The organism is Flavobacterium cauense R2A-7 (assembly GCF_000498475.1).
Classification (GTDB): domain Bacteria; phylum Bacteroidota; class Bacteroidia; order Flavobacteriales; family Flavobacteriaceae; genus Flavobacterium; species Flavobacterium cauense.
Window position 1 is genome coordinate 392,976 of record NZ_AVBI01000012.1, and the last position, 18,853, is coordinate 411,828.

Sequence of the window (18,853 nt, forward strand, 5' to 3'; positions counted from 1 at the left end):
TTTATAAAGTTACAGCTTCTCCACCTGCAGCCTCGATAGCCGCTTTTGCAGTCGCAGTAAATTTGTGAGCAGTTACTTTTAATTTTGTTTTAAGCTCTCCTCCTCCTAATATCTTTACAAGCTCATTTTTGGTTGCCAAACGGTTTTCTACTAATACTGCGAAATCCACAGTATCGGTAACAATTCCGTTATCCACAAGCAACTGTAATGCAGAAAGGTTTACCCCTTGATACGCTACACGGTTGATGTTTTTGAAACCAAACTTAGGTACACGTCTTTGAAGCGGCATCTGACCTCCTTCAAATCCAATCTTTTTAGAATAACCAGAACGAGATTTTGCTCCTTTGTGACCACGTGCAGCAGTACCACCTTTACCAGAACCTTCTCCTCTACCTAATCTTTTGTTTTGATTGTGAGTTGACCCTTCAGCCGGTTGTAAGTTACTTAAATTCATAACTATTAATGTTATTTAGTTTCTTCAACAGAAACCAAGTGTTTAACTTTATTTACCATTCCAAGGATAGCAGAATTTGCATCATGCTCTACAGTTTGTCCTAATCTTTTAAGACCCAAAGCCACCAATGTTCTCTTTTGAGTAAGAGGGCAGTTGATTTGACTTTTAACTTGTTTTACTATTATTTTTGCCATAATTTCCTTGAATTAACCTTTGAATACTTTTTCTAAAGAAATACCTCTTTGTTTTGCAACAGAATGCGCACTTCTCATTTGTAATAAAGCATCGAAAGTAGCTTTAACAACATTGTGAGGGTTAGATGAACCTTGAGATTTCGACAATACGTCGTGAATACCTACAGACTCCAATACCGAACGAACTGCACCACCGGCAATTACTCCTGTACCATGAGAAGCGGGCATCAACAATACTCTTGCTCCACCAAATTTACCTTTTTGTTCGTGAGGTACTGACTGACCACTTAAAGGAATTCTCACCAAGTTTTTCTTAGCATCTTCTACCGCTTTCGCAATTGCTTCAGAAACGTCTTTCGATTTTCCTAAACCGTGACCTACAACACCGTTTTCATCACCTACCACTACAATTGCAGAAAAACCGAAAGCTCTACCACCTTTTGTAACTTTAGTAACACGATTCACACTAACCAAACGATCTTTCAATTCAAGACCACTCGGTTTTACCAGTTCTACGTTTTTATAATTATGATACATAATTCTTAGAATTTAAGTCCAGCTTCTCTAGCGCCGTCAGCTAATGATTTAACACGTCCGTGGTATAAGTTTCCACCTCTGTCAAAAGTGATGGTTTCGATACCAGCTTTCAAAGCCTTCTCTGCGATTAGTTTCCCAACTGATGCAGCCGTTTCTATTTTAGTTCCTTTAGTAATACCAGCTTCTCTTGAAGAGGCAGCAGCTAAAGTTACACCGTTTACGTCATCTATGATTTGCGCATAGATTTCTTTGTTACTTCTGAATACAGACAAACGAGGTTTCGCAGCAGTTCCGCTAACGATTTTTCTAATTCTGTACTGTATTCTCTGTCTTCTATCAGATTTTGTTAATGACATAGTCTTAGTTTTTAAGCTGATTTACCTGCTTTTCTTCTTAATACTTCACCCACAAACTTAACTCCTTTTCCTTTGTACGGCTCTGGCTTACGGAAACCTCTGATTTTCGCTGCAACTTGTCCTAAAAGTTGTTTGTCGTGTGACGCTAGTTTAATGATTGGGTTCTTACCTTTCTCAGAAACTGTTTCCACTTTTACTTCAGGAACCACTTCAAGAACGATATTGTGAGAGAAACCTAAAGCGATATCCAATTTTTGACCTTGGTTAGCCGCTCTATAACCTACTCCCACTAATTCTAATTCTTTAGTGAAACCTTCGGAAACACCAACAATCATGTTGTTGATCAAAGCTCTGTATAAACCGTGTTTTGATCTGTGATCTTTTTGATCTGAAGATCTTTCCACGATTACCTGACCTTCTTCAAGTTTAACAGTTACATCTGAAAACTCTTGAGTTAGTTCTCCTAATTTACCTTTTACTGTAACTACAGCATCTTTAACTTCTACAGTTACGCCTGCTGGAATTGCAATTGGATTTTTACCTATTCTTGACATTACTAAGTCTTTTTATTAGTATACGTAACAAATAACTTCACCACCAACATTCAATTGCTTAGCTTGTTTTCCGGTCATCAATCCTTTTGATGTAGAAACAATAGCAATACCTAAACCATTTAAGATTCTAGGTAGTTTAGCAGCACCAGCGTACTTACGCAAACCTGGTTTACTAATTCTTTGGATATCTTTGATTACAGACTCTTTAGTTTCTTTGTCGTACTTAAGAGCAATTTTGATAGTTCCTTGAACAGAACTGTCATCGAATTTGTAACTCAAGATATATCCTTGATCGAATAAAATCTTTGTGATTTCTTTTTTTAAATTAGAAGCAGGAATCTCAACCACTTTGTGGTTAGCACGCACTGCATTTCTGATTCTTGTCAAAAAATCTGCAATAGGATCTGTATACATATGTATAAAATTGCGATTGTGGTTTTCGATAGGCACTCGCCTATCGAACCTTCAATCAATTAAAATTATTTTTTAGTTCGCAAAAGTAATAACTTATTACGAGATTACCAAGAAGCTTTTTTAACTCCTGGAATCAGTCCATTATTAGCCATTTCACGGAAAGTTACACGTGAAATACCGAATTGACGCATGTACCCTCTTGGTCTTCCTGTTAATTTACAACGGTTGTGTAAACGAACTGGAGAAGCATTCTTTGGTAACTTTTGTAGGCCTTCATAATCTCCAGCTTCTAATAAAGCTTTTCTTTTTTCAGCATACTTGTCAACCATCGCTTGTCTTTTTACCTCGCGGGCTTTCATTGATTCTTTAGCCATAACTTAATTCTTTTTAAAAGGTAAACCTAATTGTGCTAATAATGACTTCGCTTCTTTATCGGTGTCAGCAGAAGTTACAAACGTAATATCGAAACCAGAAATTTTGTTTACTTTATCAATATCAATTTCAGGGAAAATGATTTGCTCCAGTACACCTAAGTTATAGTTTCCTCTTCCGTCAAAACCAGTAGCTTTAATACCGCTGAAATCTCTTACTCGTGGTAAGGCAGAAGTAATCAAACGATCTAAGAATTCATACATTCTTTCTCCACGTAATGTTACTTTAGCTCCAATCGGCATCCCTTTTCTCAATTTGAACGACGCAACGTCTTTCTTAGAGATAGTAGCTACAGCTTTTTGACCTGTAATTTTTGTTAACTCTTCTACAGCGTGATCTACTAATTTCTTATCAGAAACAGCTGCACCAACACCACGGCTAATAACGATCTTTTCAAGTTTAGGAACCTGCATCACGTTTTTGTAACCGTACTCTTCTGTAAGAGCAGCAATTACTCTGCTCTTATATTCTTCTTTTAGTCTAGGTATATAAGTCATGACTATAATACTTGATTAGATTTTTTAGAAACTCTCACTTTCTTATCTCCTTCAACTTTAACCCCAACCTTAGTCGCTGACTTAGTTTTAGGATCAATTAAAGCGATGTTAGAAATATGGATAGGAGCTTCTTTTTTAACGATACCACCTTGAGGGTTTTTAGCACTTGGTTTTGTATGTTTCGAAACCATGTTTACCCCTTCAACTACCGCTTTGTTTTTCTCGCGAAGAACACGTAAAATTTTACCTTCAGCACCTTTATGGTCACCTGCGATAACTTTTACCACGTCTCCAGATTTTACTTTTAGCTTTATCATTGTCTAAACGAATTAAAGCACTTCTGGTGCTAATGATACAATTTTCATGAATTGTTTTTCACGAAGTTCTCTTGCTACAGGACCAAAAACACGAGTTCCTCTCATTTCACCAGCAGCATTTAACAATACGCATGCGTTATCGTCAAATCTGATGTATGAACCATCGGCTCTTCTCACTTCTTTTTTGGTACGTACAACAACTGCAGTAGAAACAGCACCTTTTTTAACGTTTCCGTTAGGTGTTGCATCTTTAATAGATACTACAATTTTATCTCCAACAGAGGCATAACGACGTTTCGTTCCTCCTAAAACACGGATTGTAAGAACTTCTTTCGCTCCTGTGTTATCTGCTACTTTTAATCTCGATTCCTGTTGTACCATAATTACTTCGCTCTTTCAATGATTTCAACTAATCTCCAACATTTTGATTTTGATAAAGGTCGTGTTTCCATGATCTTTACTGTATCGCCAATATTGCAATCGTTTGTTTCGTCGTGCGCAACATATTTCTTAGTTTTTAACACGAACTTACCGTATAATGGGTGTTTTACTCTTCTAGTTTCAGAAACAACAATAGATTTCTCCATTTTGTTGCTAGTAACTACACCAATTCTTTCTTTTCTTAAATTTCTTTTTTCCATCTTTCAGAAGAATACAATTATAGTAACTCTCTTTTAGTTATCTCAGTCGCAACTCTAGCAATTGATCTTCTTACAGCTCTTAACTGTAATGGGTTCTCAATTGGAGAAATCGCGTGAGCGTTTTTTAGGTCGGCATATGTCTTCTTTAACTGACTAAGTTGTCCTTGTAACTCAGCTGCAGATAGATCTTTAATTTCTGATTGTTTCATAATAAAATTGATTATGCTTCGAAATCTCTAGCAACGATAAACTTAGTTTTAACAGGCATCTTTTGTGCTGCAAGACGTAACGCCTCTTTTGCAACGGACAAAGGAACTCCTCCTACTTCAAACATAATTCTACCTGGTTTAACAACGGCTGCCCAGTATTCAACTGCACCTTTACCTTTACCCATACGTACCTCAAGAGGTTTCTTTGTGATAGGCTTGTCTGGAAATATTTTAATCCATAATTGACCTTCTCTTTTCATATAACGAGTTGCCGCGATACGTGCAGCTTCGATTTGACGAGAAGTAATAAAAGATGAATCTAAAGATTTAATACCAAACATTCCATTAGAAAGTTCATGTCCTCTTTGAGAAATGCCTTTCATTCTACCTTTTTGTACCTTACGGTATTTTGTTCTTTTAGGCTGTAACATTTTTCTTTAGTTTAAAATTTACTTTCTTTTACGAGCGTCTGGTTTTCCTCCTTTGTTGAAAGGCTTGCGATCTCCTCTAGAAGAGTCACCACCTTTACCTCCGGCTTGTTTTTTGTCCATACCAACAAGTGGAGAAAGATCTCTTTTACCATACACTTCGCCTTTCATGATCCACACTTTGATACCCATTCTACCGTAAGTAGTATGTGCTTCTGCAAGTGAATAATCGATGTCAGCTCTGAAAGTTGATAGAGGAATACGTCCTTCTTTGAACATTTCTGAACGTGCCATTTCAGCGCCGTTCAAACGACCAGAAATCATAACTTTGATACCTTCCGCGTTCATACGCATAGCAGCAGCAATAGCCATTTTAATTGCACGTCTGTAAGAAATACGACTTTCAATCTGACGAGCGATACTTGTACCTACTAAGTAAGCATCAAGTTCAGGTCTTTTGATTTCAAAGATGTTAATTTGAACCTCTTTGTCAGTAATTTTCTTAAGTTCTTCTTTTAACTTGTCTACCTCTTGGCCACCTTTCCCGATAATGATACCTGGTCTGGCAGTAGTGATAGTAACGGTTACAAGTTTCAAAGTTCTCTCGATGATTACTTTAGATACACTAGCTTTTGATAAACGAGCATGAATGTACTTTCTGATTTTGTGGTCTTCGGCAAGTTTATCACCGTAGTCATTTCCACCATACCAGTTAGAATCCCATCCTCTGATGATACCAAGGCGATTTCCGATTGGATTTGTCTTTTGTCCCATCTTTATTAATTGCTTTGTGTGTTATTATTATCTCCAATCACGATTGTTACGTGGTTAGAACGTTTTCTGATTCTGTGTGCACGACCTTGTGGCGCTGGACGAAGTCTTTTCAACATCATTCCACCATCAACTGTAATCGTTTTAACAAATAATCCTGCTTCTTCCATATTAGAATCTGCGTTCTTAGCTTGCCAGTTAGCAATTGCTGATAACAACAATTTCTCTAATTTACGAGAAGCTTCTTTAGAACTGAATCTTAAGATGTTAAGTGCTTTTTCCACTTTCTGACCTCTTACTAAATCTGCAACTAAGCGCATTTTTCTAGGTGAAGTAGGGCAGTTATTCAATTTTGCAAAAGCAATAGACTTATTAGCCTCTTTTCTTGCATCAGCTGTTTCTCTTTTACGAACTCCCATAGCTTCTTATTTTTTACCTTTATTTTTTGCACCGGCATGACCTCTAAATGATCTTGTTGGTGAAAATTCTCCTAATTTATGACCTACCATGTTTTCTGTAACGTAAACAGGTACAAATTGACGACCGTTGTGAACTGCGATAGTTTGTCCAACAAAATCCGGAGTAATCATTGAAGCTCTAGACCAAGTCTTTACCACTCCTTTGTTACCTTTTTCGATATTTTCCTGAACTTTTTTCTCTAACTTAAAGTGAACAAAAGGTCCTTTTTTTAATGAACGTGCCATATCTACTTATTATTTCTTTCTACGTTCTACGATATACTTATTACTCGGGTTAACTTTAGAACGAGTTCTATAGCCTTTAGCAGGTAAACCTTTTCTTGAACGTGGGTGACCTCCTGAAGAACGTCCTTCACCACCTCCCATTGGGTGATCAACAGGGTTCATTGCTACCGGTCTAGTTCTTGGTCTTCTACCTAACCATCTAGATCTACCAGCCTTACCTGATACAACTAATTGGTGATCTGAGTTAGAAACTGCTCCAATTGTCGCTGAACAGGTCAACAAGATTAATCTTGTCTCGCCTGAAGGCATTTTGATTGTAGCATATTTTCCGTCTCTTGCCATTAACTGAGCGAAAGTTCCAGCTGAACGTGCGATAACCGCACCTTGACCTGGTCTTAATTCGATACAAGAAATAACAGTACCTAGAGGAATTTTACTTAACGGTAAAGTATTACCAATTTCCGGTGCTGATTCAGGACCAGAAACTACAGTTTGTCCTACTTGTAAACCATTTTGCGCGATGATATACGTTTTAGCACCATCTGCATAGTGCAACAACGAAATAAACGCTGAACGGTTTGGATCGTATTCGATAGTTTTAACCGTAGCAGGAACTCCCACTTTAGTTCTTTTAAAATCAACTAAACGATACTTTTGCTTGTGACCACCACCCGTATAACGCATGGTCATCTTTCCTTGACTATTTCTACCTCCAGAGTTTTTTTTCGGTGCGATCAATGAACGCTCCGGCTTATCAGTTGTAATAGTGTCAAAGCTATTTACAACTCTAAAACGCTGACCCGGGGTAATAGGTTTTAATTTTCTAACTGACATTTTTATTAGATATTATTATAAAAATCTATTGTTTCACCTTCTTGTACTTGTACTACCGCTTTTTTGTAAGCATTAGTCTTTCCACTGATTAAACCACTCTTAGTGTATTTAACCGATCTATCAGCTCTGTAATTCATTGTGTTTACAGCAACTACATTCACACCAAAAGCAGCTTCAACAGCATTTTTGATTTGAATTTTGTTTGCGTTTTTAGCAACAACGAAACCAAAGCGGTTGAAAGTTTCTCCCTCTTTGGTAATTTTTTCAGTAATGATAGGTTTAATTATGATACTCATGGCCTATTATTTGCTTAAATTTTCTTCAATTCCTTCTAAAGATCCCTCTAAAAGCACCAAATTATTAGCATTTAAAATAGCGTAAGTACTTAATTCAGAGGTAGTTACAACATTAGACGCTTTTAAATTTCGAGATGACAAATATACATTTTTATTTGAATCACCCAACACAAATAGAGATTTTTTGTTTTCTAACCCTAAAGCTTTCAATACGTTAATGAAATTTTTAGTGTTTGGAGTTTCAAATGTAAAGTCTTCAAGAACTACTAAATTGGATTCTTTCATCTTCATTGAGAAAGCTGATTTACGCGCTAATCTCTTTAAAGTTTTGTTCAATTTGAAAGAATAACTTCTTGGTCTTGGACCAAAAACTGTACCTCCACCTTTAAACAAAGGATTCTTAGCAGATCCTGCACGAGCAGTACCCGTTCCTTTTTGTTTTTTAATCTTACGTGTACTTCCCGCAACTTCAGCTCTTTCTTTAGCTTTGTGAGTACCTTGTCTTTGATTTGCTAAATATTGTTTAACATCAAGATAAACCGCATGATTATTTGGTTCAATTGCGAATACTGAATCAGAAAGTTGAACTTTTCTCCCAGTATCTTTTCCGTTGATATCTAATACTTTTACTTCCATTACTTCTGAATGATTACGTAAGAGTTTTTGCATCCAGGAATCGCTCCTTTAACAACAAGTAAGTTCTTTTCAGCAACTACTTTTAAAACTCTAAGGTTTTGAACTGTTACATTATCTCCTCCCATTCTTCCAGCCATACGCATTCCTTTGAATACTCTAGACGGATAAGATGAAGCTCCAACAGAACCCGGCGCTCTTAAACGGTTGTGCTGACCATGAGTAGCTTGTCCAACACCACCAAAACCGTGACGTTTAACAACCCCTTGGAAACCTTTACCTTTAGATACACCTTGTACATCTACAAATTCCCCTTCTTCAAAAAGCTCTACAGTGATAACATCACCTAGCTTATGTTCTGTTACATAATTCTGGAATTCAACGACTTTCTTTTTTGCAGAAGTACCGGCTTTCTTGAAGTGACCTAAGTCAGCTTTAGTAGCATGTTTTTCTGTTTTGTCATCGAAACCAAGTTGTAACGCTTCATACCCGTCAACCTCATTGGTTCTGACTTGGGTAACGACACACGGACCTGCTTCAATTACAGTACAAGGAATGTTTTTCCCGTTCTCATCGAAGATACTAGTCATGCCGATTTTTTTTCCAATTAACCCAGACATATAAAACTAATTATTAATTACTAATTAAAATATTTTTTTAGAGTGCGCAAAAGTAGGCATTAAGTTTTGAATAACAAAACTTAATGCCCAATTACTTTTTAGTGTGATACTTATACTTTGATCTCTACTTCTACCCCACTTGGCAACTCTAATTTCATTAGAGCGTCAATTGTTTTTGAAGAAGATGAGTAGATATCTAATAATCTCTTGTATGAACTCACTTCAAATTGCTCTCTTGATTTTTTGTTTACGTGCGGAGAACGCAATACAGTGAAAATCTTTTTATGCGTTGGTAATGGAATTGGTCCTGTTACTACCGCACCTGTACTTTTTACAGTTTTTACAATCTTCTCAGCTGATTTATCAACCAACATGTGATCGTAAGACTTTAATTTTATTCTGATTTTTTGACTCATTTTCTTAAAAATTAAGCGTTACCTTTTGCTTTCTTGATTACTTCTTCTGAAATGTTAGATGGAGTTTGCTCGTAGTGAGAGAATTCCATTGTAGAAGTCGCACGACCTGAAGATAAAGTTCTTAAAGTTGTAACATACCCAAACATTTCTGATAATGGCACATTAGCCTTAATAGTTTTAGCACCATTTCTGTCACCCATATCATTTACCTGACCACGACGACGGTTTAAGTCACCTACGATATCCCCCATATTTTCTTCTGGAGTAATCACTTCAATTTTCATGATTGGCTCAAGGATTACAGCTCCTGCAGCTTTCGCTACTTCTTTATAACCCATTTTAGCTGCTAATTCAAAAGAAAGCGCATCAGAATCCACAGGGTGGAAAGATCCGTCCAACAAAGTAACTTTTAAACTATCTACAGTATATCCGGCTAAAGGCCCTGTTTTCATAGCTTCTTTGAAACCTTTTTCAACAGCTGGAATATATTCCTTAGGAACGTTTCCACCTTTTACTTCATTTACGAATTGCAATCCTACAGCTGGTTTTCCATCCACTTCATCAGCCGGCTCTAAACGGAAAACGATATCCCCGAATTTACCACGACCACCAGATTGTTTTTTATAAGTCTCTCTGTGTTGTGCTGCTTTTGTGAAAGCTTCTTTATACTCCACTTGAGGCTCACCTTGGTTTACTTCAACTTTGAATTCACGCTTCATACGATCTACCAAGATATCCAAGTGAAGCTCACCCATACCAGAGATAATCGTTTGACCTGAAGCCTCATCGGTTCTAACCGTAAACGTAGGATCTTCTTCAGCCAATTTCGCTAAAGCCATACCCATTTTATCTACGTCAGCTTTTGTTTTAGGCTCAATCGCGATACCAATTACCGGATCAGGGAATTTCATTGACTCAAGAATGATTGGTGCTTTTTCATCACACAATGTATCTCCAGTTTTGATATCCTTAAATCCTACAGCCGCTCCAATATCTCCAGCTTCAATATATTCGATTGGATTTTGTTTGTTCGCGTGCATTTGGTAAATACGAGAGATACGCTCTTTGTTTCCAGAACGAGTGTTCAAAACATAAGAACCTGCATCTAAACGTCCAGAGTAAGCACGGAAGAATGCTAAACGACCAACATAAGGGTCAGTAGCAATTTTAAACGCTAAAGCCGCGAAAGGCTCTTTTACATCCGGACGACGTAAAATTTTAGTTTGATCTTCTTCTAATAATTCAGCATCATCAGGGTGAATACCTTGAATACCTTCTTTATCCAAAGGAGATGGTAAATATTTACAAACTGCATCTAACATGAACTGAACTCCTTTGTTTTTGAAAGAAGATCCACAAATCATTGGAATGATTGCCATGTCGATTGTAGCAGCACGTAATGCATTGTTGATTTCTTCCTCAGTAATTGAGTTTTCATCTTCCATGTATTTGTCAAGTAGATTTTCATCATACTCAGCAACCGCTTCGATTAATGCAGAACGGAATTCTTTAACTTCCGCTACCATATCAGCAGGGATGTCAACAATATCAAAAGTAGCTCCTTGTGTAGCATCATGCCATACGATAGCTTGATTTTTCACTAAATCCACTACTCCTTTAAAGTCATTTTCTTCACCGATTGGTAATGTGATTGCAACAGCATTAGACTTTAACATGTCTCTAACTTGCTGACATACGTTCAAGAAGTTAGAACCCTGACGGTCCATTTTGTTTACGAATCCCATACGAGGCACTCTATATTGATCAGCAAGTCTCCAGTTAGTTTCTGATTGAGGCTCAACACCATCAACAGCAGAAAATAAGAAAACCAAACCATCCAATACACGTAACGAACGGTTTACCTCTACGGTAAAGTCAACGTGTCCTGGGGTATCGATAATATTAAAGTGGTACGGTTTAGATTCAGGCAATACTTTGCCTTGCTCTGTTGGGAAATTCCACTCACAAGTTGTAGCAGCAGAAGTAATGGTAATACCTCTTTCTTGCTCTTGTGCCATCCAGTCCATTGTTGCAGCACCATCGTGTACTTCACCAATTTTGTGTGATTTTCCAGTATAAAACAAGATACGCTCTGTTGTTGTTGTTTTACCAGCATCAATGTGAGCAGCAATCCCGATGTTTCTTGTGTATTTTAAATCTCTAGCCATTTCTTATGAATTAAAATCTAAAGTGAGAGAATGCTTTGTTAGCTTCTGCCATTTTGTGAGTATCCATTCTTTTCTTAACAGCAGCACCCTCTTCTTTAGCCGCAGCTAAGATTTCAGACGCCAATTTGCCTGCCATTGATTTTTCGTTTCTTCTTCTTGCATAAAGAATCATCCATTTCATCGCCATAGAGATTTTTCTGTCCGGACGAATTTGCATTGGAATCTGGAATGTAGCTCCACCCACACGACGGGAACGAACTTCTACGTGAGGCATAACATTTGTTAATGCATCTTTCCAGATTTCTAATGATGATTTTTCAGCATCTTGCTTTTTAGCTTCTACGATGTCAATTGCATCATAAAATACTTTGAAAGCTGTTGATTTTTTACCATCCCACATTAAGTTGTTTACAAAACGCGTTACCAATTGATCATTAAATCTTGGATCTGGTAAAAGAGGTCTTTTTTTGGCCTGTCTTTTTCTCATGTCTTTTTCTTAAAAGTTTTTAAATTACTTTTTAGCTTCTTTAGGGCGTTTAGCACCGTACTTAGATCTTCTTTGCGTTCTTCCTGCAACCCCTGACGTGTCAAGCGCTCCACGAACGATATGATATCTAACACCTGGTAAATCTTTTACCCTTCCGCCTCGCACTAATACTATCGAGTGCTCTTGTAAATTGTGTCCTTCACCTGGGATGTAAGCATTTACCTCGTTACCATTTGTCAAACGCACACGCGCAACTTTACGCATTGCCGAGTTTGGTTTTTTTGGTGTAGTAGTGTAAACACGCGTACAAACCCCTCTTCTTTGAGGACAAGAATCTAAAGCAACCGATTTACTCTTCTTAGTGATCTGAGTTCTTCCTGTTCTTACTAATTGTTGAATTGTTGGCATAATTAAATACTAAAAATTTCTTATTTTTAAATTTCCCGCTTTTTACGGGGTTGCAAATGTAGAAATTAATTTCGAGAAAACAAACCATAAATCATTAATTTTCAACTACATTAATCAACACATCGCCTAACGATACTTTTTTCTGTTTTTTACGTTATTTTTACCGAAACAAATCCGGCTTTTGAAAAATTTCTTTCCCTTACTATTCCTTTTTAGTTGTTGCTTTTCCGCAAAAGCACAAAACCTGCATTTAAAACTGGAAGGCATTTCATCTGAAGAGACCAATATTATCGACAGCATCGGATACAAAAAACAACACGAGAACGCCAAATCCATACTCGCAGAAACCGATAATTTTTCAGTATTGCTTTTTAAAAAAGGATATCTGGAAAGCCAACTGCTAAATCAGAAGAAAGTCAACGACAGCACGTTTGTCTTTTATTATTCCGTCGGAAAACAAACCAACTTTATACATATATATATAGGTACACTTTCCGAAGAAGAAAAAAAACTGCTTGAATTCAATTCCGACACGATAAAACTCCAAACTTCGCAGGTAGAAAATTTCATGAACTCCAATTTAGCCAAACTGGAACAAAAAGGCTATTCCCTAAGCGAACTGCAATTGGTAAATCATAAAAAAGATGGCAATCGTTTTTCGGCAGCATTAAAACTGAAAACCGAAAAGAAACGCAACCTGAACGACATCGTAATCGTAGGCTACACCAAATTTCCGGAAGGCATCCGTAGAAACATTGCCAAACAATACCGAAAACGTGCTTTTAATCAGGAGAATCTTAAGCAACTGAACAGCAATTTCAAATCGCTTCCGTTTGTCAATCAAATCAAATATCCAGAAATCCTGTTTACCAAAGACAGCACAAAAGTATATGTCTATCTCGAAAAAACGCGCGCCAACCGATTCGATGGTTTTATTGGTTTTGCCAACGAAGAAAATGCCGGCATCCGTTTTAACGGTTATCTCGACCTGCTTTTGAACAACGCCCTGAACACCGGAGAAAAAGTAAATCTGTATTGGAAAAGCGACGGCAAGAAACAAACTACCTTTAACATCGGGGCAGAACTGCCTTATATTTTCAAAAGTCCGCTGGGCATCAAAGCGAATTTAAAAATTTTCAAACAGGACAGTACGTTCCAAAACACGACAACCGATTTAAATCTCGGCTATTATTTCAGTTACAATTCCAAAGTATATCTGGGGTATCAGTCCGCGGAATCGGTCGACATCCAAAAATCAAACAATGCATTTATCAGCAGTTATTCCAATTCGTTTTGGACAACTTCCTACGAGTTCACCGATTACAATATCGATGATTTCCTTTTCCGGGAAAAAACAAGTCTGTTTCTAAAATTCGGCATCGGAAACCGAAAATCGAAAATCGAAACCAACAGTCAGTATTTCGTCCAACTCAACGCTCATCATAACTTCTATCTGAACAAAAAAAACAGCATCGCAGTAAAAAATCAGAGTTTTTACCTGCAAAGCGACAATTACATCATTAATGAATTGTACCGTTTCGGAGGCATCAATTCCATTCGGGGCTTCAGTGAAAATAGTTTGCAAGCGAGTTTATTTTCCGGCATCATGGCCGAATACCGCTACACTTTATCGCCCAGCATGTACGTGCACACCATTACCGATTACGGCTATTTTCAGGACAAATCCTCCAATTTAAAAGACAATCTACTCGGACTCGGTTTCGGCTTCGGAATGCTGACTAAAAATGGCTTGTTCAATTTAATTTACGCCAACGGAAGTACCGGTGAGCAGGCCATAAAACTTTCCAATTCGATAGTTCACATCAGCTTTAAAACCAATTTTTAAATTGGATTTCTAAATCATTGGATTATTGGATTATTAGAAAAGCACTACATAAATCTAAAAATCCAAAAATCTGGCAATCTAACAATCTAACTTTACATTATCTTTGCAAAATGGAAAAAGAACACCTAATATTCGGAATCAGAGCCATCATTGAGGCTATAAACGCAGGAAAAGAAGTTGACAAAGTTTTTATTCAGAAAGACGCACAAGGCGATTTGATGCAGGATTTGATGAAAACGATGAAAAAAAACAGCATCAATTTCTCCTATGTTCCCGTAGAAAAATTAAACCGATTAACCTCCAATAATCACCAAGGTGCCGTGGCTACCATTGCTCCTATTTCCTTCGTTTCGCTGGAAACTTTAGTAGAAAGCGTAATGGAAAGCGGTAAAAAACCATTGTTCCTGATTTTAGACCAATTGTCCGACGCCCGTAATTTCGGCGCCATCATCAGAACTGCCGAATGTACCGGTGTTGACGGAATCATTGTTCAAAAACAAGGTTCGGCTCCCGTAAACGGCGACACGGTTAAAACCTCTGCCGGAGCGGTTTTCAACGTGCCGATTTGCAAAGTGGATCATATTAAGGATGCGATTTTCTACCTTCAGGGTTCGGGAATCAAAACCGTGGCCGCCACCGAAAAAACAGAACAAAACATTTACGATATCGATTTCAGCGAACCCGTTGCCATCATTATGGGAAGCGAAGACCGCGGTGTGAATCCGTCCGTGTTGAAAATCGTTGACGAAAAAGCGAAGTTACCAATGTTTGGGACAATCGGATCCCTGAATGTTTCTGTGGCTTGTGGCGCGTTTTTATACGAAACAATCCGTCAGCGAAGTTAATCTCGAAATAATAAAAGAATTAGAAAAGTCCGAAGCGAAAGTTTCGGGCTTTTTTATGGACGTCTTTCCCGCTATCCCTCCAAGTCCTTCACTACGTTTCGGAACTTTCCGTCCTATCGGGGCTAGTTGGGGTTCCATTTTCTTCTTTGGACTCCGTTATAAAATACACCACCGGCAAATTGGAAATGAAATACGAAAACTGTTCTGCAATTGGTTCCGGTTTGGGCGCGGGTACAAAATTCCCGTTGTCATCAAAATGTTTCATAAACGGATCCTGACTCGGGTCGAAGTCAGGTTGTTCCCACTCGTATTTAATCGGTTTCTGATAATCCTGCGTTTTTACAAAATACGACAATAAAAATCCGGTGATGAATCCCGCCAAATGCCCTTCCCAGGAAACATTCACTTCCGGACCCGGAAAAAGATACCACACCGTTCCACCATACAACACCACAATCGTGAGCGACAACGCCACCAAACGATAATACCCCGACTGCATTCCCTTAAAAAACATAAAACTCACCAATACGTAAATCAACCCACTGGCGCCGATGTGCATGCTTTCCCGCCCAATCAGCCATGTGCCGAATCCCGACATCAGAATACCCAAAACCAAAACCTGCAGACTCTGTTCGTGGTAAAAATAGCGCAAAGCCATTACCAACAAAAAAATCGGAATGGAATTATTGTAAATATGCTGCAAATCACCATGCAGGAACGGACTGAAAACAATCCCTTTCATCCCCGATAACGTTCTCGGATAAATTCCGAAATCATACAAACTCATCTTAAAACGGATTTCAAACCAAAAAACCACCCATATTGCCAAAAGAAACAATAACGGCCAGACAATCACGGAAGTCGAAAATTTAAAATCGGTTTCTTTCATAAGTAGAATTTGACGAAATGCTATCAAAAATAAATCCAAAACCAATTTAATGAAGTTTTGTCACTTCTTAACGACAAATATCAGAAACAGGGCGTCATTTTACCACAATTCCCATAGCCCAGATCGCAACGGCATCCTTTTTATCCAACTTTTTCTGTTGGATAAAAAGATATAGTGTAGAGCTGGATTAGCTTCACATAAAAATAGTATTTTTACACCTATGGAAGCACCTTTAGCCGAACGCATTCGTCCGCAGCATTTATCGGAATACATCAGTCAGTCGCATTTAGTGGGAGAACAGGGTTCACTGACCCATCAGATTGCCCGTGGCATTATCCCATCTCTTATTTTATGGGGGCCTCCTGGAACCGGAAAAACCACGCTGGCACAGATTATGGCACAGGAAAGCAAGCGGCCGTTTTATACTTTGAGCGCCATTAACTCCGGCGTGAAAGACATTCGTGAAGTTATTGACAAAGCCAAACAAAGCGGCGGATTGTTCACGGCAAAAAACCCTATTTTATTTATCGACGAGATCCATCGTTTCAGCAAATCGCAACAGGATTCCTTACTGGCAGCGGTAGAAAAAGGATGGGTAACGCTAATTGGTGCAACAACCGAGAATCCGAGTTTTGAAGTCATTCCCGCTTTATTGTCAAGATGTCAGGTGTACATCCTGAATGCGTTTTCAAAAGACGATTTAGAAGCGTTACTGCACAGGGCAATCGAAACCGATGTAATTCTTAAAACGAAAGACATCCAACTCAAGGAAACCGAAGCTTTGTTACGCCTTTCCGGGGGCGATGGTCGAAAACTGCTGAACATTTTCGAATTGATTGTGAATGCTTCCGATTCAGAAACCATTGAAATCACCAATGAAAAAGTGATGCAATTGGTGCAGAAAAACACGGTGTTGTACGACAAAACCGGTGAACAGCATTATGATATCGTATCGGCGTTTATAAAATCCATCCGCGGCAGCGACCCGAATGGTGCGGTGTATTGGCTGGCCCGAATGATTGAAGGTGGCGAAGACGTGAAATTCATCGCCAGAAGAATGTTGATTTTGGCTTCGGAAGATATCGGAAACGCTAACCCAACGGCTTTAATTATGGCGAACAATACCTTTCAGGCCGTAACCACCATCGGCTATCCGGAAAGCAGAATAATTTTGAGTCAGTGCGCGGTTTATTTGGCAACTTCTGCCAAGAGTAATGCAAGTTACATGGCCATTGGAAAAGCACAGCAAATCGTAAAACAAACCGGCGATTTACCGGTGCCGCTACATTTGCGCAATGCGCCTACAAAACTCATGAAAGAATTAGGGTATGGGGACGAATACAAATACGCGCACGATTACGCTAACAATTTTGCCGAACAGGAATTTTTACCCGATGAACTATCCAATACAAAATTATATGATCCTGGAAATAATGCCCGAGAACGCGAATTGCGTCAGTTTTTAAAAAACCGCTGGGAAGACAAATATGGTTATTAAAAAAAATGGAGATTAAAATTTAATCTCCATTTTTTCTGATACTAACTTGTCATTTTGGTAATATTCAAAATACCATTGATTGTTTTTATTGAACACTACGCCTTGCAGACTATCTTTCTGAGCAATGTAAAAATTGCTTGCCGAAGTTTTAAAAAGTTTCATCACGACCTTAGGTGTCGTATCCACTAATTGAAAACCATTTGGAATAGGTTGCGCAAAAAACACAGTAGCGGCTACAGTACTTTCCATTTCCATTTTCATTTCGATTTCTTTTTCGGAAATGTCCTGTTTTGGATTACTTTTTAAAACCGAAAGCGATTTTCCAACTTCGCGAAATGCCTGAACATAGGCTTTTGCATACTCTTTTTCACGACTTGTTCCTTCACCCGAAACATAAACAACCTGATTTTTACAATCTTTCAATTGCAATTTAATTTTGGTCACAAGCAAATTGTTGTTTTCCAACATATCAGCATAAAGCGCTTTACATCGATTTTCAGCCAAATCCTGAGGTAAAATATCGGTGTCGTAATAGACTTCATACCCTTGTTTTTCCAAAACTGATTTTGTTAACGCATTCAGGTTGTATTTATTGACCTCTTTTGAAAAACTAAATTTAGAGGAAACAATAATGTATTTGTAATCGGTAACATTTTGTGAAAAAACAACCGATGAAAACAACAGGGCAAACAGTAACAAATATTTTTTCATTTTAAAGTATGTTTTTTAATTCTGAAAGATGATAAATCTGAGGAAAACTATGCGGTTCCTCGGTTTTGGTTTCATTGAAAAAAAGAGCATCCAACCCAATATTTTTAGCGCCTTCCATATCGGCCTCTAAACTATCGCCCACCATTAAGCTATTGCTTTTTTTAGCCTTAGCCAGCTGAAGTGCAAATTCAAAAATTTTCGGATTTGGTTTTTTAACCCCTGCCATTTCCGAATTGGTTACCGTAGTAAAATAATGTTCGATTTTGGCATTTTTCAGCTTTCCGTTTTGTACTTCCTGAAATCCGTTTGTAATGATGTGCAGATTGTACTTTGGTTTCAGGTAATCCAAAGCCTCTATAGCACCATCAAACAGATGATTAAAAGTAGGCAGGTATTTTATATACTCTTCTGATATAAGATGAATATCGGCATCGCTCACTTGAAAAGGCACTAAATCGAAAACCTCCTTTAATCTTTTGTAACGAAGGGTAGCCTGATCGATTTTATCTTCACGGTACAAAGCCCAGTATTTCATATTTACCGGAACATAATGCTTGAGAAATTCGGTCAGACTGACTTGAATATGGTGCGAATTGAAAATTTTTTCGAAGGTCAGCGCCGAATTGCGTTCAAAATCCCAAAGCGTATGATCTAAATCAAAAAAAATATCCGTTTTATTGGTAAACTTCATTTC

At 38.0% G+C, this 18,853-nt stretch carries 30 protein-coding genes; 3 read left to right on the top strand and 27 right to left on the bottom strand.

Annotation, left to right across the window (positions count from 1 at the left end):
• Position 1 precedes the first annotated feature (1 nt).
• The 24 genes from rplO to rpsL form a co-directional block, all read right to left on the bottom strand.
• The gene (rplO, locus tag FCR2A7T_RS05660; RefSeq protein ID WP_023570327.1) at positions 2-454 is read right to left on the bottom strand and encodes a 50S ribosomal protein L15; all 453 of its coding nucleotides are present in this window, start codon (positions 452-454) and stop codon (positions 2-4) included.
• Positions 455-465: 11 nt separating this feature from the next.
• Positions 466-648 (bottom strand): 50S ribosomal protein L30, encoded by a 183-nt coding sequence (gene rpmD / locus FCR2A7T_RS05665; protein ID WP_035117419.1) that lies wholly within the window; start codon positions 646-648, stop codon positions 466-468.
• 12 nt (positions 649-660) lie between these two features.
• Positions 661-1,185: a 30S ribosomal protein S5 gene (gene rpsE, locus FCR2A7T_RS05670; RefSeq protein WP_023570329.1), complete on the bottom strand. Its 525-nt coding sequence runs from the start codon at positions 1,183-1,185 to the stop codon at positions 661-663.
• Positions 1,186-1,190: 5 nt separating this feature from the next.
• Positions 1,191-1,541, bottom strand: a complete 351-nt coding sequence (gene rplR, locus FCR2A7T_RS05675) for a 50S ribosomal protein L18 (RefSeq protein ID WP_023570330.1) — start codon at positions 1,539-1,541, stop codon at positions 1,191-1,193.
• Between the two features lie 11 nt (positions 1,542-1,552).
• Positions 1,553-2,095, bottom strand: coding sequence for a 50S ribosomal protein L6 (gene rplF / locus FCR2A7T_RS05680; RefSeq protein ID WP_023570331.1), 543 nt, complete (start codon positions 2,093-2,095; stop codon positions 1,553-1,555).
• Positions 2,096-2,110: 15 nt separating this feature from the next.
• On the bottom strand, positions 2,111-2,509 hold the full coding sequence (rpsH, locus tag FCR2A7T_RS05685; RefSeq protein ID WP_023570332.1) for a 30S ribosomal protein S8: 399 nt from the start codon (positions 2,507-2,509) through the stop codon (positions 2,111-2,113).
• Positions 2,510-2,613: 104 nt separating this feature from the next.
• Positions 2,614-2,883, bottom strand: coding sequence for a 30S ribosomal protein S14 (gene rpsN / locus FCR2A7T_RS05690; protein ID WP_023570333.1), 270 nt, complete (start codon positions 2,881-2,883; stop codon positions 2,614-2,616).
• Positions 2,884-2,886: 3 nt separating this feature from the next.
• Positions 2,887-3,438 (bottom strand): 50S ribosomal protein L5, encoded by a 552-nt coding sequence (gene rplE / locus FCR2A7T_RS05695; protein WP_035117421.1) that lies wholly within the window; start codon positions 3,436-3,438, stop codon positions 2,887-2,889.
• 2 nt (positions 3,439-3,440) lie between these two features.
• The gene (gene rplX / locus FCR2A7T_RS05700; protein ID WP_035117422.1) at positions 3,441-3,755 is read right to left on the bottom strand and encodes a 50S ribosomal protein L24; all 315 of its coding nucleotides are present in this window, start codon (positions 3,753-3,755) and stop codon (positions 3,441-3,443) included.
• A gap of 12 nt (positions 3,756-3,767) precedes the next feature.
• Positions 3,768-4,136, bottom strand: coding sequence for a 50S ribosomal protein L14 (gene rplN, locus FCR2A7T_RS05705; RefSeq protein ID WP_007803649.1), 369 nt, complete (start codon positions 4,134-4,136; stop codon positions 3,768-3,770).
• A 2-nt stretch (positions 4,137-4,138) separates the two neighbouring features.
• Positions 4,139-4,396, bottom strand: coding sequence for a 30S ribosomal protein S17 (gene rpsQ / locus FCR2A7T_RS05710; RefSeq protein ID WP_023570336.1), 258 nt, complete (start codon positions 4,394-4,396; stop codon positions 4,139-4,141).
• A gap of 17 nt (positions 4,397-4,413) precedes the next feature.
• On the bottom strand, positions 4,414-4,605 hold the full coding sequence (gene rpmC / locus FCR2A7T_RS05715) for a 50S ribosomal protein L29 (RefSeq protein WP_035117425.1): 192 nt from the start codon (positions 4,603-4,605) through the stop codon (positions 4,414-4,416).
• 11 nt (positions 4,606-4,616) lie between these two features.
• Positions 4,617-5,036 (bottom strand): 50S ribosomal protein L16, encoded by a 420-nt coding sequence (gene rplP / locus FCR2A7T_RS05720; RefSeq protein WP_023570337.1) that lies wholly within the window; start codon positions 5,034-5,036, stop codon positions 4,617-4,619.
• Between the two features lie 18 nt (positions 5,037-5,054).
• The gene (rpsC, locus tag FCR2A7T_RS05725) at positions 5,055-5,807 is read right to left on the bottom strand and encodes a 30S ribosomal protein S3 (RefSeq protein WP_023570338.1); all 753 of its coding nucleotides are present in this window, start codon (positions 5,805-5,807) and stop codon (positions 5,055-5,057) included.
• Between the two features lie 5 nt (positions 5,808-5,812).
• Complete coding sequence (gene rplV, locus FCR2A7T_RS05730; RefSeq protein WP_023570339.1) at positions 5,813-6,223, bottom strand: 50S ribosomal protein L22; 411 nt, start codon at positions 6,221-6,223, stop codon at positions 5,813-5,815.
• A 6-nt stretch (positions 6,224-6,229) separates the two neighbouring features.
• Positions 6,230-6,508, bottom strand: a complete 279-nt coding sequence (gene rpsS, locus FCR2A7T_RS05735; RefSeq protein WP_023570340.1) for a 30S ribosomal protein S19 — start codon at positions 6,506-6,508, stop codon at positions 6,230-6,232.
• Positions 6,509-6,517: 9 nt separating this feature from the next.
• A complete protein-coding gene (rplB, locus tag FCR2A7T_RS05740) occupies positions 6,518-7,342 on the bottom strand; it encodes a 50S ribosomal protein L2 (RefSeq protein ID WP_023570341.1) in 825 nt (274 codons plus the stop codon).
• A gap of 5 nt (positions 7,343-7,347) precedes the next feature.
• Positions 7,348-7,638, bottom strand: coding sequence for a 50S ribosomal protein L23 (gene rplW / locus FCR2A7T_RS05745; RefSeq protein ID WP_023570342.1), 291 nt, complete (start codon positions 7,636-7,638; stop codon positions 7,348-7,350).
• A gap of 6 nt (positions 7,639-7,644) precedes the next feature.
• The gene (gene rplD / locus FCR2A7T_RS05750; protein ID WP_035117565.1) at positions 7,645-8,274 is read right to left on the bottom strand and encodes a 50S ribosomal protein L4; all 630 of its coding nucleotides are present in this window, start codon (positions 8,272-8,274) and stop codon (positions 7,645-7,647) included.
• On the bottom strand, positions 8,274-8,891 hold the full coding sequence (gene rplC, locus FCR2A7T_RS05755) for a 50S ribosomal protein L3 (RefSeq protein WP_035117428.1): 618 nt from the start codon (positions 8,889-8,891) through the stop codon (positions 8,274-8,276). Before rplC ends, rplD begins: the two co-directional genes overlap by 1 nt.
• Positions 8,892-9,001: 110 nt before the next feature.
• Entirely contained in the window at positions 9,002-9,307 is a 306-nt protein-coding gene (rpsJ, locus tag FCR2A7T_RS05760; RefSeq protein ID WP_023579610.1) for a 30S ribosomal protein S10, read from the bottom strand.
• Between the two features lie 11 nt (positions 9,308-9,318).
• On the bottom strand, positions 9,319-11,475 hold the full coding sequence (gene fusA / locus FCR2A7T_RS05765) for an elongation factor G (protein WP_023570346.1): 2,157 nt from the start codon (positions 11,473-11,475) through the stop codon (positions 9,319-9,321).
• A 10-nt stretch (positions 11,476-11,485) separates the two neighbouring features.
• Positions 11,486-11,962, bottom strand: coding sequence for a 30S ribosomal protein S7 (gene rpsG / locus FCR2A7T_RS05770; protein ID WP_023570347.1), 477 nt, complete (start codon positions 11,960-11,962; stop codon positions 11,486-11,488).
• 24 nt (positions 11,963-11,986) lie between these two features.
• Positions 11,987-12,370: a 30S ribosomal protein S12 gene (gene rpsL, locus FCR2A7T_RS05775; protein ID WP_007136570.1), complete on the bottom strand. Its 384-nt coding sequence runs from the start codon at positions 12,368-12,370 to the stop codon at positions 11,987-11,989.
• 181 nt (positions 12,371-12,551) lie between these two features.
• On the opposite strand from rpsL, the gene FCR2A7T_RS05780 reads away from it, so the two are divergent.
• Together FCR2A7T_RS05780 and rlmB are read left to right on the top strand one after the other, a co-directional pair.
• Positions 12,552-14,216, top strand: a complete 1,665-nt coding sequence (locus FCR2A7T_RS05780; protein ID WP_023570348.1) for an outer membrane protein — start codon at positions 12,552-12,554, stop codon at positions 14,214-14,216.
• 110 nt (positions 14,217-14,326) lie between these two features.
• On the top strand, positions 14,327-15,061 hold the full coding sequence (gene rlmB, locus FCR2A7T_RS05785) for a 23S rRNA (guanosine(2251)-2'-O)-methyltransferase RlmB (RefSeq protein WP_023570349.1): 735 nt from the start codon (positions 14,327-14,329) through the stop codon (positions 15,059-15,061).
• A 91-nt stretch (positions 15,062-15,152) separates the two neighbouring features.
• On the opposite strand, the gene FCR2A7T_RS05790 is transcribed toward rlmB, so the two are convergent.
• Positions 15,153-15,950: a rhomboid family intramembrane serine protease gene (locus FCR2A7T_RS05790; RefSeq protein WP_023570350.1), complete on the bottom strand. Its 798-nt coding sequence runs from the start codon at positions 15,948-15,950 to the stop codon at positions 15,153-15,155.
• Between the two features lie 220 nt (positions 15,951-16,170).
• Between FCR2A7T_RS05790 and FCR2A7T_RS05795 the strand changes: the two genes are divergently transcribed.
• Entirely contained in the window at positions 16,171-17,448 is a 1,278-nt protein-coding gene (locus FCR2A7T_RS05795) for a replication-associated recombination protein A (protein ID WP_023570351.1), read from the top strand.
• Positions 17,449-17,460: 12 nt separating this feature from the next.
• On the opposite strand, the gene FCR2A7T_RS15190 is transcribed toward FCR2A7T_RS05795, so the two are convergent.
• Together FCR2A7T_RS15190 and FCR2A7T_RS05805 are read right to left on the bottom strand one after the other, a co-directional pair.
• Complete coding sequence (locus FCR2A7T_RS15190) at positions 17,461-18,159, bottom strand: hypothetical protein (RefSeq protein WP_023570352.1); 699 nt, start codon at positions 18,157-18,159, stop codon at positions 17,461-17,463.
• A 1-nt stretch (position 18,160) separates the two neighbouring features.
• Positions 18,161-18,850, bottom strand: coding sequence for a YjjG family noncanonical pyrimidine nucleotidase (locus FCR2A7T_RS05805; protein WP_023570353.1), 690 nt, complete (start codon positions 18,848-18,850; stop codon positions 18,161-18,163).
• Positions 18,851-18,853: the final 3 nt, after the last annotated feature.